This window comes from Sphingomonas hominis (assembly GCF_013328205.1).
GTDB lineage: Bacteria > Pseudomonadota > Alphaproteobacteria > Sphingomonadales > Sphingomonadaceae > Sphingomonas > Sphingomonas hominis.
Map to the genome: position 1 here is coordinate 311,410 of NZ_JABULH010000003.1, position 16,071 is coordinate 327,480.

The following is a 16,071-nucleotide window of genomic DNA, read 5'->3' on the forward strand; positions in this document are numbered from 1 at the left end:
CGAAACCATTACAGCGAGGCGAGCGTCTGCTTCGCCTGTCGCGCCTCGACCTTGCTGGCCAATTCGCCGTCCCAGCCGTACGGGTCTTCACGAAAGCCGACCTGACCCGTCGGACTCGCGAACGCGGTCCAGTACAGCAGGTACACCGCGACCGGTTCAGCCATCTTCGCGCGCACCGTCTTGCCCGCCGCCACGGTGGTGTCGATCGCCGCGGGCTGCCATTCGGGCGTGGTCTTCATCAATAGCTTGGCGAGCGCTTCGGGCTTTTCCAGCCGCACGCAGCCGTGGCTGGCGAGGCGGTCGAAGCGCGAGAAGCCTTGTTGTGCGGGCGTATCGTGCAGGTAGACCGCGAAATCGTTGGCGAAATCGAACTTGTAGCGCCCGAGCGCGCTCTTCTCCGACGATTGCTGCAACCGCTTCGATCCGCCATTGTCGATCACGCGGAAACCGTTGCGCTTCAGATAGCCGGGGTTGGCGCGCTCCTTGGGCCACAATTCCTTGTCGGCGATCGAGCTCGGCACGTTCCACGGCGGATTGAGCACCACCGAGTGGATCGACGACACCAGCATCGGCGTCTCGTTGCCCGGCCGCCCGGTCACTGCCTTCATCGACATGACGGGGGCGTCGCCGTCGAACACCGTCAGCACAGCGGCGGCGACGTTCACCTGGACGCGCTTCTGCTCCAATTGCGCGGGCAGCCAGCGCCATCGCTCCATGTTCGCCGCGATCTGCCGCATCCGCGTGGTGACCGGCACGTTGAGCGCCGCCAGCGTCAGCGCGCCGACGTCGCCAGCCGGGTTCAAGCCATAACGCCGCTGCGCGCGCCGCACACCGTCGAGCAACCCGGCGTCGAACTTGTCGCCGCTCGCCGCCACCTGCGGATCCTCTGCCGACAATCGCTTGCGCAACGCTGCGACCGCTGGACCCGATCGACCGAACTTCAGCTCGGGCGCAGCCGACACGCTGCTCCAGCCACCATCGGCCGCGATTTCGCGATAACGGGCCAGACCCGCGACCAGCGCGTCATAGCCGGCATAAGGCGGCGGCAGCGACGCGATCCACGCTGCCAGCCGATCACGCGCCACCGCGTCGGCGAAACCGGGCAGCGGATCGAAGCGCTGCGGCCGAATGCCCCAGTCGCGCTCGAAATCGCTGGCGTCGAGCCGCCCGGCATGCACCGCGCGCGCGTGATCGAGCGCCACGCGCACCAGCGCGTCGCCCCCGGTCGCGCTCAGGTCGCGCGGCGCACCCTGGCGCAGGCCCTGCCTGACCTCGTCCTGCGCGATCAACTTGGCGAGTTGGCGCGCCTGCGCGTCCGACAGTTGCGGCAGCGGCTGCGCCACCATCGTCGCTCCGACCGGCGGGGCGAGTACGGGAGCCGGCGTTTCCTGCGCAGCCGCAAGCGAGGCGAGGGCGATCAGCGAGCCACCCGTCGCCGTCCGGATCGCACGTCGCATCCACGCAGCCTGCCCCTGACGCGAGCGACCGTGAAACGCGTTCAACCTGTTCATGAACTCTTGTCCTCTGCTCGATCCATTCCGAGCTGGTGTCGCGGTTAACGACCCGACCCTGCGCCACGATGAACGCGCTGCTATACCGCAAGTGGCACAGTTCGCGAAACAATCGTGGCGCGCCGATGCGGTGCGTGGGTTGTAATGGCCACAAAGGCCGCGCGTCAGATTGCGGTCGCACAGGTTAGCCGACAATTCGCTCTCTCCGCTCCATCCCGTCCGGCGATCGGCAGGAAAAAAGTATCGAATTTACTCACGAGAAACGCGTTCACTTTACGTTTCAGCCACTTGCCCTTGCGGTGTGTCTCGCAGAAAGTGTTGGCGGTCGCATTTTCCCGCAACTCACAATGATGAGGCAAAGAATGCATGGTTGTGCTGCAAGAATTGAATTGAACGGGCCACCTGAGGGCGCTGTTTACAACGAAGTGCATCAGCGCTTGTCCTCGATCGGATGGAAGCGAGAGATTAAGGGCGAAAGCGGCCGCTGGTGGAAATTGCCGGACGCCATGTACGTTGGCGTGTCGAACGAGAGCGACGTCAGCCAGATACAAGAATGGCTTACATCTACCGTTGACGAGGTCTGGCCTAGGAATGAGGTGATCGTCTTTCGCCACGACGATGCTGCTTGGCAGGGTCTAACTCAACTACGCGCGTGATGGTTCGCAGGGGTCTAGGCTTCGATCTTAATGCAGGCAGCCAGCGAGTGCGACGTTTGGTGAGCCGATTTGTATCTACCTAGCTCAGGACACGACATCACCGGGAAAGGGCGGCTTGATCAAGCCGCCCTTTTTCTGGCTTTCGAGCCAATCGAGCGGAGGCGAAGCCCCTCTTTCCGATGGCAGTTGACCGCCACACCAGATGGCTTTAATCCGCATCACTGCAAAATAGAGTTGCAAAACAACTTTGGCGATGCGGTAAAATCGGTAGCGGTTGCAGCCGCTTAGCGGGTATAGCACAATGGTAGTGCAGCAGCCTTCCAAGCTGAATACGCGGGTTCGATTCCCGCTACCCGCTCCACCCTCCTTTCCCCTGATTAAATGCTGTCGTGCATCGGCAGCTAGGACGTCGCTGGACCCGGTCCGGTGCAATGTGGCGCTGAGCGGCCAATGGCCAATTATAGCCATTGCTTATCTGCTGCCGTAGAGAGCGATCAGCGGGCCGGTCGCGCCGCTCGAAGTGAATATCACCGCTCGACTGCTGGCGATGTTCCAAACGGGCGATGACCCATCACACACGCCGCGCCGCTTTGCCGTTTGCCACGGTGGAGCGCACCAAGACGACTTCCAAACACAAAGTAAGAAGTGGTGGAAGGGACTGGATTCGAACCAGTGTACGCTCACGCGGGCAGATTTACAGTCTGCTGCCTTTAACCACTCGGCCACCCTTCCATCCGGGTCGCGCCGAACGGTTGTTCGGCACCTGCTGCACGATGCGGGCACGGTGCAGGCGGCTGGTCAGGCCGCTGTTCAACGCCGCCGAAGCGACGAAGAAGGCGGCTCCTAGAGGGGGCGGCGGGCGGACGCAAGCCCCTTCGCACATGCTTGCGCAGCAGCGGTCCGCCGCATAGGCACGCATCCATGCACGATCACGGATTTCAGCGCTGATGGCGCGGCGCGGCCATCGCCCGAGCCAGACGCAAGGCAATCGCCCGCGTTTCTGGGGCCGCCACGCGGTCACCGCCGCGCTCGCCAACCCCGAGCGGGTGGTGCGCAAGATGTGGGGCACCCGCGAGGCGTTGGCGGCGCTCGACCTGCCATCAGCGCTGCCCGTCGTCTTCGCCGAAGCGCCCGATCTCGGCCGGCTGGTGCCCAATGACGCGCCGCACCAGGGGCTGGTCGCCGAAGTCGATCCGCTGGAAGAAATCTGGCTGGGCGACCTGCTGGCGCAGGGCGAGGGCGACCGTCGCCCGCTGATCGTGCTCGATCAGGTCACCGATCCGCACAATGTCGGCGCGATCATGCGCTCGGCCGCGGCGTTCGACGCGCTCGGCATCGTGACGCAGGACCGCCACGCGCCGCCTGAATCGGGCGTGCTCGCGCGCTCGGCCTCGGGCGCGCTCGAGGTTGTGCCGTGGGTGCGGGTCGTGAACCTCGCGCGCGCGCTCGACGAGATCGGTGAGGCGGGCTTCTGGCGCATCGGGCTTACCGGCCACGCGCCGGCGTTGCTCGCCGAGCAACTGGGCGAGACGCGCCCCGCGATCGTGCTCGGCGCAGAGGGCGAGGGGATGCGACAGAACACCGAGGCGCATTGCGACCAACTCGCGCGGCTGCCGATCTCGGGCAAGGTGGAGAGCTTGAACGTCTCCAACGCCGCCGCGATCGCGCTCTACGCGGTGGCGGCGCGCGGCTGAACGGACGGGCAGGGCGCGGCGATCGACCGCGCCGGCACCGCTTTAATCCTCTTCGGCGATCCGCACCTTCAGCCCGTCGAGCGCCGAGGTGAACTGTATCTGGCACGACAGGCGCGAGCCCGCGTCGCGGTCGGCGGACGAATCGAGCAGATCGTTCTCGTCCTCGCTCATCTTGGGCAGGCGATCGGCGAAGGCCGGGTCGACGTGGACGTGGCACGTCGCGCAGGAGCAGCAGCCACCGCACAGCGCCAGGATCTCGTCGATGCCGGCATCACGAATGACTTCCATCACCGACAGGCCGACCTCGCCGTCGATCTCGCGTTCTTCCCCCTCGCGGGTGACGACGATAAGCTTGGGCATGATCAACTCTCCGATTGGTGACGGCTTCCATGCCGCGTCGCACGCGCCCGAGCAATGGTGCGCGCAACGGGTTGCGCGATGGGCCTGAGCGAGCGGGACCTGCGCGCCGGGCTCGACGCGCTCGCCGCGATCGAGCCCGCGTTCGGCGACGCGATCGCGCGCGTCGGCTACCCAGCACCCCGCATCCGCCAGCGCGGCTACGCCACCTTGTTGCGCACCATCGTCGGCCAACAGGTCAGCGTGCGCGCCGCCGACGCGGTGTGGCGCAAGCTGGAGGAGCAGGTCGGCGATCCGAACGACCCTGCGGCGGTCGCCGCGGCGAGTGACGAGAGTTTACGCGCCTGCGGGTTCTCGCGGCAGAAGATCGGCTACGCGCGTAGTCTGGCCGAGGAAGTGTTGAGCGGCCGGCTCGACCTCGCCGGTCTGCCCGCCGACGACGAGGCAGCACTCGCGCAGCTCATTCGCGTGAAGGGGATTGGTCGCTGGTCGGCTGAGGTCTACCTGTTGTTTGCCGAAGGCCGTCCCGACATCTGGCCTGCGGGCGACTTGGCGGTGCAGATCGAGGTCGGCCGCATCCTCGGCCTCAATGCGCGGCCGAGCGAGAAGCTGACGCGCGAACTGGCGGAAGCATGGCGTCCGCACCGCGGGGCGGCGGCGATCTTCACTTGGCATCATTACGGTGCAGGGCCCGACGCGGCGCCGGTCTAGGCGTCGCGCCTGCAGGAGTGGCGCGCCTGCGCTCGCTTCCGGGTCACGAGGATCGCTGACCGCGAACAAGGCGCCGATCGGCATTTCTGATGCAACAGGCTCATTACGAAGCCATGTGGGTGACTATTCGCTCTCCGCCGTCGTCAGTTTAGTCCTCACGAGATAACGGTATAAAGATATCTTTATATCTTGATTGACAAGGCGTGCGCGCTGGTGTTGAACGGCCATGTCGAGGTTCCCCGCCTCAGGCATGACGGCGGGGCTAAGACGGGAAGTCGGTGATGCCTTGCAGGCAGAGTCCGACGCTGCCCCCGCAACTGTAAGCGGCGAGCGGCGGTTCCTTTTGGTGCCACTGAGCCTTTGCACGAGGCTTGGGAAGGCCGGAGCCGCCGTGCTGACCCGCAAGCCAGGAGACCTGCCTTTGACGCCATAACGTTCCTCGGACGGGGGTTCCTCCGGTGGATCGCGCTTCAATGTGGTCCGCGGCGCATCCGTCGTCCGGGCTCCACGTGCTTGGTGCGTTCCCTCGTAGCTCCCTGCCCGAACACAGCAGGTGAGTCATGACCGACAGCGGCTTCACGTTCACGATCAACAGCATCCCGTTCGACGAGGATTACCGCCCCGCCGACAACACGCGCGCCACGACCAATTTCGCCAACCTGGCACGCGGCGAGCGGCGGCGCGAGAATTTGCGCAACACGCTGCGCATGATCAACAACCGCTTCAACTCGCTCGCACCGTGGGACAATGCCGCGGGGGACCGGTACGCGGTCGAACTGCGCATCGTCTCCGCCGGGCTGTTGATCGATGCCGCCAGGGTGGCGGAAGCGTTCCCGCTGATCGAGATCCTGCACACCACCATCGTCGACCGGATCACCGGCGCGCGCATCCCCGGCATCGCCGGCAACAACTTTTCCTCCTACATCCGCGACTATGATTTCAGCGTGCTGCTGCCCGACCATCTGGCGCACCACGCAGATGGCGGCGTGCCGGTCGACTTCGGCAACCTGCACGGCAATCTGTTCAAGCATTTCGTTAGGTCGGCCGCGTACCGCGACCGCTTCGCCAAGCCGCCCGTCATCTGTTTGAGTGTGTCGAGCAGCCAGCATTACGATCGGTCAACCAACGAGCATCCGGTGCTCGGCGTCGAATATACTGCCGAGCGCTCCTCATCCACCGACGCCTATTTCGGCAAGATGGGGATGAAGGTCCGCTACTTCATGCCGCGCCACGCGGTCGCGCCATTGGCCTTCTACCACCTCGGCGACCTGATCGGCGATCACACCGACCTAGAGCTAGCCGGCACGGTCAGCACGATGGAAACGTTTCAGAAGATCTACCGTCCCGAAATCTACAACGCCAACTCGGTCGCCGCGGCACGCTACCGACCGAGCCTGACCGATCAGGACTTCTCGCTCACCCGCATCGTCTACGACCGCGAGGAGCGCAGCCGCCTGGCGGTTCAGCAGGGACGCTTCGCCGAGGAACAGCTCATCAAACCGCACGGCGCGCGGTTGCACCAATGGTCCGAAAACTTTGCGCGCTGACCCGCACGATCCCGAACCGAACAAGGCTGACCCAACCATGACGACATTGCTGCCCACCACCACTGCGGGAAGCCTGCCCAAGCCCTCCTGGCTCGCGCAACCCGAAACGCTTTGGTCGCCCTGGAAGCTGGAGGGTGACGAACTGGTCGCGGGCAAGCGCGACGCGCTGCGCCTGGCAGTGGACGATCAGCACCGCGCCGGCATCACGATCGTCGGCGACGGCGAGCAGACGCGCCAGCATTTCGTCACTACCTTCGTCGAGCATCTGAGCGGCGTCGATTTCGCGCGCCGCGAAACAGTGCGGATCCGCAACCGCTACGATGCGAGCGTGCCGACGGTCGTCGGCGCGGTGTCACGCCCCCAATCCGTCTTCGTCGACGATGCCCGCTTCCTGCGCGCGCAGACCGCGCAGCCGATCAAATGGACGCTGCCCGGCCCCATGACGATGATCGATACGCTGTACGACGCGCATTACCGCAGCCGCGAGACGCTGGCGTGGGAGTTCGCGACGATCCTGAACCAGGAAGCGCGCGAGCTGGAAGCGGTGGGCGTCGACATCATCCAGTTCGACGAACCCGCGTTCAACGTCTTCTTCGACGAAGCGAACGACTGGGGTATCGCCACGCTGGAGCGCGCCACGCAGGGGCTGAGCGCCGAAACCGCGGTGCACATCTGCTACGGCTACGGCATCAAGGCCAACAACGACTGGAAGCAGACGCTGGGCTCGCAGTGGCGGCAATATGAGGAAACGTTCCCCATGCTGCAGCAGTCGAGCATCGATATCATCTCGCTCGAATGTCAGAATTCGCGCGTGCCGATGGACTTGATCGAGCTCGTCCGCGGCAAGAAGGTGATGGTGGGCGCAATCGACGTGGCGACCGACACGGTCGAGACGCCCGAGCAGGTCGCCGACACGCTGCGGCAAGCACTGCGTTTCGTCGACGCCGACAAGCTCCTGCCCGCTACCAATTGCGGCATGGCGCCGCTGTCGCGCGCGGTGGCGCGCGGCAAGCTGGAAGCGCTGGGTGCCGGCGCGGCGATCGTCCGCGCAGAACTGACGGCGTGAGCGTGGGCGAGGGGCGCTGCGCGAGCGCCGCCTCTCACGACCGATCCGACGCTAGGCGTGAGCGACGGACCGAACCCGGCGCGATGCCTCAGCGTGCCGGGCGCCAGGTCTGCGTCTTGCAGATGAACGCGATGCAGCCCTGCACCTTCAACGTACCGTCGGGGTTGCGGACGACGATCGACTTGTAGGTCTTGCCGTTGCGCGGATCGTAGATACGGCCGCGCCAGTCGCTGCCGCCATCGGTGAACTCGGACAACACCGGCATGCCGACGATCGGGCGGTTGCGCAGCGACGCTTCCTTGTTGTTGACGTCGGTCGCGGCGGCGCCCGGCCGCGCCTTCAGCACGCGCACGATCCGACCGCAGGTCTTGCCACCGCACGGACCGACCTCGACCAGCGCGGCGCCGTCCTCGGTGACGTAGCGGCCGTTGATCGGTTGCGCGGCCTGCGCCGGCACGGCCATGACGAGGGTGCCGACGGTCGCGGCGGCGAGCAGGTGAAGCGTTCTCATGCGCTCACTCTATGGAGCAAGACGATGAACGCGCAATGGACGATCGGCGTGAGCGGCGGCAGCGGCCTGTACGCGCGCAACGCCGCGATCATCGCGCGAAGGCTCGGCTAGCTGCGACAATTAGGACACGGCACGCGCGCGATCGTCGGGCGCGATCATGCGCGTTGAAACCGTTGCACTTCTCCCGCATTGCAGCCGCGATGTCATCGTCCACCCGCTCGCCCGCTCGTTCGCTGGCCGACAGCTACGCTTCGATCCGGGTGCCCGAGGATGCGGGCTTCTGGCGCACCATGCTGGCCTTCGTCGGGCCGGGCTGGCTGGTCGCGGTCGGGTACATGGACCCGGGCAATTGGGCGACCGACATCGCGGGCGGATCGGCGTTCGGTTACCTGCTGCTGTCGGTGGTGCTGTGTTCCAACCTGATGGCGATCGTGCTGCAATCGCTCGCCGCGAGACTCGGGATCGGCGCCGGGCACGATCTGGCGCAGGCGTGTCGCGCGCGCACTTCGAAGCCGGTCGGTTTCGTCCTGTGGCTGCTCGCCGAGATCGCGATCATCGCCTGCGATCTCGCCGAAGTGTTAGGCACCGCAATCGCGCTCAAGTTGCTGTTCGGCCTGCCGCTGGTCTGGGGCGTGGTGCTGACCGGGCTCGACGTGTTCGTGATCCTGGCGCTGCAACGCCGTGGCTTTCGCCAGTTGGAAGCATTCATCGGCGCGCTGCTGGTCGTCATCGCGGTGTGTTTCGGATTGGAGCTGATCTGGGCGCGGCCCGATTGGATGGCGGTGGCGGGTGGGCTGGTCCCCCGGCCCGAGGTCGTGACCAACCCGGCCGCGCTCTACATCGCGATCGGCATCCTGGGTGCGACCGTGATGCCGCACAATCTGTACCTCCATTCCTCGATTGTTCAGACGCGCGATTACGGTGAAGCGGAAGGTGCGCGGCACCGCGCGCTCAAGCTCGCGACGATCGATTCAACCGTCGCGCTCGGGCTCGCCTTCTTCATCAACGCGGCGATCCTGATCCTCGCCGCCTCCACCTTCCACGTCGCCGGTCGCACGCAGGTCGCCGAGATCGAGGAAGCGCACCAGTTGCTCGCGCCGATGCTGGGAGTCGGGGGGGCGAGCGCGGTGTTCGCGATCGCGCTGTTGGCGAGCGGGCAGAACTCTACCGTCACCGGCACGCTCGCCGGGCAGATCGTGATGGAAGGCTTTCTCGACCTGCGGCTGCCGGTCTGGCTTCGTCGGCTGGTGACGCGCGCGCTGGCGATCGTGCCCGCGGTGATCGTGGTCGGCGCGGCGGGCGACCGCGGGGCGAGCGAGCTGCTGGTGCTGAGCCAGGTGATTTTGAGCCTCCAGCTTCCCTTCGCGGTGATCCCGCTCGTCGCCTTCACCGTCGACCGCGGCTATATGGGCAGCTTCGTCGCGCCGCGCTGGCTGTCGCTGCTCGCTTGGGCGATCGCGGCGGTGATCGTGCTGCTGAACGGTTACCTGCTGTGGGGCATGGCAACCGGGTAAGCCGGCGGAAGGTCACGCGAAGGTCACACCAACGCGCGACGATGCGAACGCGGAAGGTCACGCTAAGGTCACGCCAAGACAAGCCGTGTTGCACGACCGGCGTGGTGCGATGCTGCACCTGAGCGACAGGCTGATCGCGGATTGCATGATGTACAAAGAGCGGTGTGTCTGGGCCAAGCATGACGCGGCGGTGGGTTGTAGGACAGCACCCAAGTGATGGTGCCCGGATGCGGCATGCCGGTGCGACCGGGGACACGTCTGCTTTCGGCCAGAGGCAGACATTCCGCAGTGGGTCATTCCAAGCCAGGCTGTGACCAGCCGCCCACGAGGGCGCCCTTAATCACGTTTAAACCGATACGGACCTAATCATGACGAATGACTGTTTCGTCGTATACAGCCGGTCAAGTCGGTGCCGACACAACCCGTCGTTGGCTCATCGCCGCAGCACTATATTTCCTCGCAGCGGCCTCAACGATCCATCTGACCAGCAACGGGCGGGACATAGCGACGATTTGGCCTGCTAACGCTATTCTCCTCGCGCTCTTACTCGCTGAAGCCGAGCCTCGCTGGCTGCTAGTGCTGAGTGCGGGCATGTTCGGCAACGTTGCCGCCAACGTGATAACGCGGGGCACGATCGCCGCGCCGCTCTTATTTTCAATCGCTAATCTTATTGAGGTCGCTATCGCGGCGAAACTGACCGGCTTTTCGCGCACGAGCGACGGTCTGCTCAGTTCCCCAGGCGCTGCGCTACGTTTTCTCGTGACCGCCGGCGTGTTTGCGCCATGTATCAGCGGCTTGTTAGGCGCTTCAACGGCTTATCTCGTTTTCCGAGAGCCGTTAGGTCAGTCGTTTTCGATGTGGGTCCTGAGTGACGGTTTCGGACTGGTTATCTTTACGCCAGTGCTGCTCGCTACCTTCCGTGGCGAGTTCGTCGATTGTTTCCGGAGCAAGTCGTGGCGGAAGCGATTTGAGATGATCGCCCTGCTTTCAACCACTGCGCTCGTCACATACGCCGTGTTCTACGTTGCCGAGCGACCTCTGCTCTTTGTGCTCTTTCCACCGATCATGATTGTGACCTTCCAAGCCGGACGCTTGGGAACCAAGACGGCGTTAGTGATCGTCGCGTTGATCGGCGGTGTAGCAACGATGCAGGCACACGGACCGATTACCATGCTTGCCGACGGTTCGATCGCGCAAGCGCAGTTGTTTCAGGCGTTCATTGGCACGCTATTGCTTACCTCGCTTCCTTTCGCCGGCGAGGTGACGAAACGAGCGCGTTTTATCGCAGCCCTGATCGAGCACGACAAGCAGATGATGGAGAAGGCCACCACCGATCCTCTCACGGGTTTGCTCAATCGATGCGGGTTCGACTTCATGGTCGAGCATCTGTTCGGCCGACGTGACGAAATGCGGTCGGTGAGCATCATCGCCATCGACCTAGATTATTTCAAGTCGATCAACGATCGCTGGGGGCATCAAGCCGGCGATCAGGCGCTCTGCCATCTAGCGCGGCTGCTCAGGGCTCAGGTCCGCTCAAAAGACGTAATCGGCCGCCTCGGCGGTGACGAGTTCCTGATCCTGCTTCCGGACAGCGACATCAATCAAGCCGAGCTGATCGGAAAACGCATCACTGCGGCCGCTCGTAACGAACCGCTTGCGATGGACGACACATCTGTGCTGCTGCTCAGCCTGAGCATCGGCGTCGCAACTGTGCTGCCGGGTGAACCTTTCAGCGACCTCGCGCGTCGTGCAGATCAAGCGCTTTACGCTGCAAAGGCAGCGGGGCGTAGCGCCGTTCGCCTCGCGTCATAACCTGCACGCCAAGAACTTGATGGCGGTTGGCTGCGGTCCGCTCGCCTCAACTGCACGCGCGCCGCTGCCACCAAAGCAGGCAACGGCGTCGGCGATCAGCCTGCGACCGGTTGAAGCCAGACAAGCCAACCGCACGCCGCTCACTCGCCTTGGTATTTGATCTCCAGGAAGCGTCCGCGGGTCGCCAGCGCGTCTAGGTCGCCTTGGGCGAGTTGCTCGCTCATCTCGTGCAGTTCGCGTTCGATCACGCCCAAGCCGTCGGCGAGTTGCTGGTCGGGTGTCTTGCCGTTTCGCGGCGTGGTGCGCAGCGCGGGCGGGACCTTTTGATAATCGCGGACGAACTCGGGGAGTTGTTCGCCCACCAACCGGCGTACTTCGGCGGCGGCGGGTGCGTCGTCGTCGAGTGCGCCGACCTGTACGCGCAGCGTGTCGAGTTGCGCGCCGATGCGATCGACCACTCTCACCGCGGGGGCGGGCAGGGCGGGGCGCTGCGCGTCGAGCCAGCGCTGCGTCGCGGCGGGCAGCGCCTTGATCTCGGCGCGCGCGATGCGCTCGGGGCTAGGCACCGGCGTCGCGGGGGCGAAGGCGATGACGAGCGTCGTCGCGAGCATGAGCAGCATCACGGCCAGTGCGCCGAACATGCCGAGCGGCATGACGATGCCGCCGAACAGCCCCGCCGCGATCAGGATGGCGGCGTTGGCGAGCGCGATCAGCGCCGCGCGCTGCTTCACCCCGCCGCGCCCGCCGCGCGCGGGCGCGCGCTGCGTCTGCACGACCGGCGCGCCGCGCACGCGATCCACCGTGCGGCGCGCGGCGACGACCGCTTCGTCCGTCTGCGTCGGTACGCTCACAGCGCCTCCAGTTTGAACTGGTCGGCGGGACCCGACACGCGGTTCTGCGATGCGCCCTCGGCACGCGCGATATAGCCGCGCGACTTCTCGACCTCATGGCCCAGCGTCGTGACCGTCGTCTTCATGCTGTCGAGCGCCTTGAGCTTGAAGTCGTCGATCGCGTCCATCGTGTCGTAGATATTCTGGAACGCGCGCTGCAGCGTTTCCAGCGGGATCGTCGAGGCGGCGGCCTGTTCGTGGATGCGCGCGGTATTGGAGCGGAGCAGCTTGCCGGTCGAGTCGATGATGTTGGCGGTGGTGGTGTTCAACTGCGTGATCTGTTCGAGCACCAGCTTCTGGTTGGTCAGCGCCTGCGCGACCGTCACCGCGGTGCGCAGCGCGGCGACCGTGGTGGTCGAGGCACGGTCGACGCCCTTGATCAGCTCGACGTTGTTCTTCTTGACTAGGTCGAGCGCCAGGTAGCCCTGCACGGTCACGGCCATCTGCGTCAGCAGGTCCTGCGTGCGCTGGCGCGCGTAGAACAAGGCGGTTTCGCGGATCGCCTTGGCCTTGGCCGGATCGGTCGCGTCGAGTTCGTTCGCCTTGTCCTCCAGCCGCGCGTCCATCGTCTGCGACAGGTGGATCATCTGTTCAAGCCGCCCCATCGCGGTCCACAGGTTCGCGCGCTCGGTATCGATCGAGGCATTGTCCATCAGCAGCTCGTCCTTGCCCGAGGACAGGCTTTTCAGGATCGAGCTGATGTGCGTCTGGCTGGATTTGTAGCTGTCGAAATAGTTGCGCATCTTGTTGCCGAACGGGATCACGCCGAACAGCTTCTGCGGCGCGGTGAGATTGCCCTTCTTGCCGGGATCCAGATCCTCGACCACGCGGCGTAGTTGCGCCAGGTCCTTGCCGACGCCGTCGTCCTTGTCCATCGCGCGCACCGGGCGATCGAGGAAGCGGTTGGACTGACCCGCGGCGTCGCGGATCTCTTTCTGCCCCATGCTGGTGATCGCGTCGACGCGGCGGCCGAACTCGGGACTGTTGACGTCCTCGGCAATCAATTGCTCGACGAAGGTGTCGACGCGCGTTTCCAGCTCGGTGCGCGTGCCCTGGTCGACCGGCACCAGCCCTGCGGCCTTCGCGGGCGCGAGCGTGGGGACGGGATCGGGCGGGGTGAGCACCAATTCCTTCTCGATCGCTCCCTGCATCGTGTCAGGCGTCGTGGCCATCGCGTCGTTCCTTCCGCTACCCATTCGCGAGCCTGACCGCGTCGGCGTCCGCGATCAAGTGTGTTGTTAGTATAAGACGCGGGGGCAGCCGCGGCAACGGCCATCAAATCGCAACATCATCGTCACGCGCGCGCAACCGTGGCGACGCGAAGCTGCAACGGGCGCCGCCTAGCGGGTGCGGCGGGGCCGGCGGAGCAGCCGCGCGGTGAAGGGGAAATGAAATGACGGGTAGGTTGTCGCTCGGCCTGATGGCCGGGTTGCTCGGTTGCGTGTCGAGCCAGGCGCTGGCGCAGGCCGCCGCGCAGCCGGAGAATACGCCCGACGACATCGTCATTACCGCGCAGAAGCGCGAGCAGCGGATCGAGGACGTGCCGCTGACCGTCACCGCGGTGACGGGCGAGCGGATGCGCGACCTGGGCGTCAATTCGCTCAGCGAAGTGGCGCTCTACGTGCCCGGACTGCGCATCCAGGAGCAGAGCGCGAACAATCCCGGCTTCGTGATCCGCGGCATCACCTCTGACTCGGGCTCGGCGCAGCAGGGCGCGCGCGTCACGCTCTATTATAATGGCGTCGACATCTCGCGTTCGCGCGGGGCGTACCAGGATCTGTACGATCTCGAGCGGATCGAGGTGGTGAAGGGTCCGCAGGCGACGCTGTTCGGTACCGCCGCCGCGGTCGGCGCGGTGTCGATCATCTCCGCGCGTCCGCGTGAGGGCTTCTCGGCAAACCTGACCGGCTCCTACGGCAATTACGACCGCACGCAGGTGTCGGGTTACCTGAACGCGGGCAATGACACGCTCGCCGGACGGCTGGCCTTCGCGTACAAGTACCGCGACGGTTACGTCCGCAACATCGCGGGTGACCCCGACGTCCCGAACCAGAACCAGGGTCGGGTGAACCAGGACGATCTGAACGGGCAGGATCAGCGCGGCATCCGCGGCTCGCTGCGCTGGACGCCGTCAACCGACGTCACCGCCGACCTCGTCCTGACCTATGACGGGCAGCGTAACCCTGGCACCGCGTTCAAGAGCCGCGTGTTCGCGCCGACTGGCGGGCAGACCGGGGATTTCGGTTACGCCGAACTGTCGGGCTCGCCCTTCTCGAAGGAGGTGCTAGGCAAGCGCAAGCTCGGGCTCGACCGCGACGTGTACGATGCCAATCTGACGGTGCAGGTCGACCTCGCGCCCGGCATCACCTTCACCACGGTCAACGGCTACCGCCGCTTCAACGCGCTGGAAACGTTCGACGCCGATGGCGGCCCGGCATGGTATCTCGAATTCGCCGAGGACGCCAAGGGCGACCAGTGGAACCACGAGGCGCGTTTCGCCTTCACCGGCGACACCTACCGCGCCTCGTTCGGCTGGAATGCTTTCCTGGAGGACGGTTTCCAGCGCGTGCCCTTCTCGACCGAAGAGGGAACGTATCTCGCCTGCTCGGTCGCGGCGGCCTATGCGGGCGTGCGGCAAGGGTTGGCGGCGGCGGGCGTGCCGACCGGCACCGGGTGCGTTGCCGCGAACGGCACCATCCCGGCCGCGACGCGTGCCACCGCGCTGCTGACGCGTGGTGCGGCGACGCAGATCCCTTATTCGTCCGAGTTCACCAACTACGGCACCAACCAGGCTTATTCGGTGTTCGCCGACGGCACGTGGATCCCGATCCCCGCGCTCGAGCTGACCGCGGGTGCGCGCGTGCTGATCGAGCGGCGCAAGTCGGGCTACAGCTCGATCCAGCCCAATTCGCGCATCCTGGCGGCGGGCGGGGTCAACACCAGCCTGCTCGGCACCGCCAACACGAACGGCGTGCGCTTCACCGCGGAGGACAGTTTCGCCGCGGTCCTGCCGCGTTTCAACGCGCTGCTGCGCGCAACCGACGGGCTGAACTTCTACGCCACGATCAGCAAGGGTCGCCGCTCGCCGGTGGTGCAGCTCGCCGCGGCGGCCGCGGGCACGGGCGTACGCCCCAACCTGCAATCCGTGCCCGAAGAAACGGTGTGGAATTACGAGGGCGGGATCAAGGCCGCGCTCGGCGGCTTCACTGGCACCGCCTCGGTCTTCTACCAGGAATATAATGGCTTTCAGGTGTCGGTGACGCAGCCAAACGGCACCGCGCTGACGCAGAGTGCGGGCAGCGCCAAGAACCCCGGCGTCGAGTTCGAGGGTACCTACCGCGTCTCGCCGATCTTGTCGGCATTCGGCAGCTTCGCCTATATCGACGGCAAGATCGACCGCGGCAACAACGTCGCCCCGACCTTCGCCGGCGCGCGCTTTCGCTTGCAGCCCAAGACGACCGCGTCGGGCGGCATCAACCTGCGCGTGCCCTTCGGCAGCGCCACCTTCTACGCCGTGCCTAGCGCAACCTATCAGTCGAAGGTGTTCTTCGAACTGCCCAACTCGGACGCGATTTCGCAGGGCGGCTACACGCTGGTCAACCTGCGCGCAGGGATCGAGCTGGCGGGCGGCCGCTACCGTATTGGCGGCTTTGCGCGGAACCTCGGCAACGAGAAATATCTGATCGACGCGGGCAACACCGGCGGCGGCTTCGGCACCCCCACCTACATCCGCGGCGAACCGCGTTTCTACGGCGTCGAGGTGGCAGGGACGTTCTGATTGAGCGCCTCGGCCAATAGGAGC

At 65.4% G+C, this 16,071-nt stretch carries 13 protein-coding genes, 2 tRNA genes and 1 riboswitch; of the genes, 9 read left to right on the forward strand and 6 right to left on the reverse strand.

What is annotated here, in order from left to right:
* Nucleotides 1–8: 8 nt before the first annotated feature.
* Nucleotides 9–1,511 (reverse strand): L,D-transpeptidase family protein, encoded by a 1,503-nt coding sequence (locus tag HRV97_RS09820; protein ID WP_223176727.1) that lies wholly within the window; start codon nt 1,509–1,511, stop codon nt 9–11.
* A 943-nt stretch (nt 1,512–2,454) separates the two neighbouring features.
* On the opposite strand from HRV97_RS09820, the gene HRV97_RS09825 reads away from it, so the two are divergent.
* A tRNA-Gly gene (locus HRV97_RS09825) sits at nt 2,455–2,528 on the forward strand.
* Nucleotides 2,529–2,813: 285 nt separating this feature from the next.
* On the opposite strand, the gene HRV97_RS09830 is transcribed toward HRV97_RS09825, so the two are convergent.
* Nucleotides 2,814–2,899: transfer RNA gene (locus tag HRV97_RS09830), tRNA-Tyr, on the reverse strand.
* A gap of 215 nt (nt 2,900–3,114) precedes the next feature.
* Here HRV97_RS09830 and rlmB point away from each other — a divergent pair.
* Nucleotides 3,115–3,861 carry a 23S rRNA (guanosine(2251)-2'-O)-methyltransferase RlmB gene (gene rlmB / locus HRV97_RS09835; RefSeq protein ID WP_174194073.1) on the forward strand — a complete coding sequence of 249 codons (747 nt, stop codon included), beginning with the start codon at nt 3,115–3,117 and terminating at the stop codon, nt 3,859–3,861.
* A gap of 42 nt (nt 3,862–3,903) precedes the next feature.
* Here the strand turns inward: rlmB and HRV97_RS09840 are convergent, their stop codons facing one another.
* On the reverse strand, nt 3,904–4,221 hold the full coding sequence (locus HRV97_RS09840) for a 2Fe-2S iron-sulfur cluster-binding protein (RefSeq protein ID WP_174194074.1): 318 nt from the start codon (nt 4,219–4,221) through the stop codon (nt 3,904–3,906).
* A gap of 78 nt (nt 4,222–4,299) precedes the next feature.
* Between HRV97_RS09840 and HRV97_RS09845 the strand changes: the two genes are divergently transcribed.
* From HRV97_RS09845 to HRV97_RS09855, 3 genes are all read left to right on the forward strand, one after another.
* Nucleotides 4,300–4,929, forward strand: coding sequence for a DNA-3-methyladenine glycosylase family protein (locus HRV97_RS09845; protein WP_174194075.1), 630 nt, complete (start codon nt 4,300–4,302; stop codon nt 4,927–4,929).
* 219 nt (nt 4,930–5,148) lie between these two features.
* Nucleotides 5,149–5,366: riboswitch (cobalamin riboswitch) on the forward strand.
* Nucleotides 5,367–5,489: 123 nt separating this feature from the next.
* Nucleotides 5,490–6,476 (forward strand): putative oxygenase MesX, encoded by a 987-nt coding sequence (locus HRV97_RS09850; RefSeq protein WP_174194076.1) that lies wholly within the window; start codon nt 5,490–5,492, stop codon nt 6,474–6,476.
* A 37-nt stretch (nt 6,477–6,513) separates the two neighbouring features.
* Nucleotides 6,514–7,542, forward strand: coding sequence for a methionine synthase (locus tag HRV97_RS09855; protein WP_174194077.1), 1,029 nt, complete (start codon nt 6,514–6,516; stop codon nt 7,540–7,542).
* Between the two features lie 88 nt (nt 7,543–7,630).
* Here the strand turns inward: HRV97_RS09855 and HRV97_RS09860 are convergent, their stop codons facing one another.
* Nucleotides 7,631–8,053, reverse strand: a complete 423-nt coding sequence (locus tag HRV97_RS09860; RefSeq protein ID WP_174194078.1) for a DUF2147 domain-containing protein — start codon at nt 8,051–8,053, stop codon at nt 7,631–7,633.
* Here HRV97_RS09860 and HRV97_RS17670 point away from each other — a divergent pair.
* From HRV97_RS17670 to HRV97_RS09870, 3 genes are all read left to right on the forward strand, one after another.
* On the forward strand, nt 8,039–8,164 hold the full coding sequence (locus HRV97_RS17670) for a hypothetical protein (protein WP_281356802.1): 126 nt from the start codon (nt 8,039–8,041) through the stop codon (nt 8,162–8,164). The two genes, HRV97_RS09860 and HRV97_RS17670, sit on opposite strands and share 15 nt — an antisense overlap.
* Nucleotides 8,165–8,253: 89 nt before the next feature.
* On the forward strand, nt 8,254–9,567 hold the full coding sequence (locus tag HRV97_RS09865; RefSeq protein ID WP_174194079.1) for an Nramp family divalent metal transporter: 1,314 nt from the start codon (nt 8,254–8,256) through the stop codon (nt 9,565–9,567).
* A 375-nt stretch (nt 9,568–9,942) separates the two neighbouring features.
* Nucleotides 9,943–11,379 (forward strand): GGDEF domain-containing protein, encoded by a 1,437-nt coding sequence (locus HRV97_RS09870; RefSeq protein ID WP_174194080.1) that lies wholly within the window; start codon nt 9,943–9,945, stop codon nt 11,377–11,379.
* 140 nt (nt 11,380–11,519) lie between these two features.
* Here the strand turns inward: HRV97_RS09870 and HRV97_RS09875 are convergent, their stop codons facing one another.
* Both HRV97_RS09875 and HRV97_RS09880 read right to left on the reverse strand, forming a co-directional pair.
* On the reverse strand, nt 11,520–12,230 hold the full coding sequence (locus tag HRV97_RS09875) for a hypothetical protein (RefSeq protein ID WP_174194081.1): 711 nt from the start codon (nt 12,228–12,230) through the stop codon (nt 11,520–11,522).
* Nucleotides 12,227–13,441: a toxic anion resistance protein gene (locus HRV97_RS09880; RefSeq protein WP_174194082.1), complete on the reverse strand. Its 1,215-nt coding sequence runs from the start codon at nt 13,439–13,441 to the stop codon at nt 12,227–12,229. Before HRV97_RS09880 ends, HRV97_RS09875 begins: the two co-directional genes overlap by 4 nt.
* 221 nt (nt 13,442–13,662) lie before the next feature.
* On the opposite strand from HRV97_RS09880, the gene HRV97_RS09885 reads away from it, so the two are divergent.
* Nucleotides 13,663–16,047: a TonB-dependent receptor gene (locus HRV97_RS09885; RefSeq protein WP_174194083.1), complete on the forward strand. Its 2,385-nt coding sequence runs from the start codon at nt 13,663–13,665 to the stop codon at nt 16,045–16,047.
* Nucleotides 16,048–16,071 lie beyond the last annotated feature (24 nt).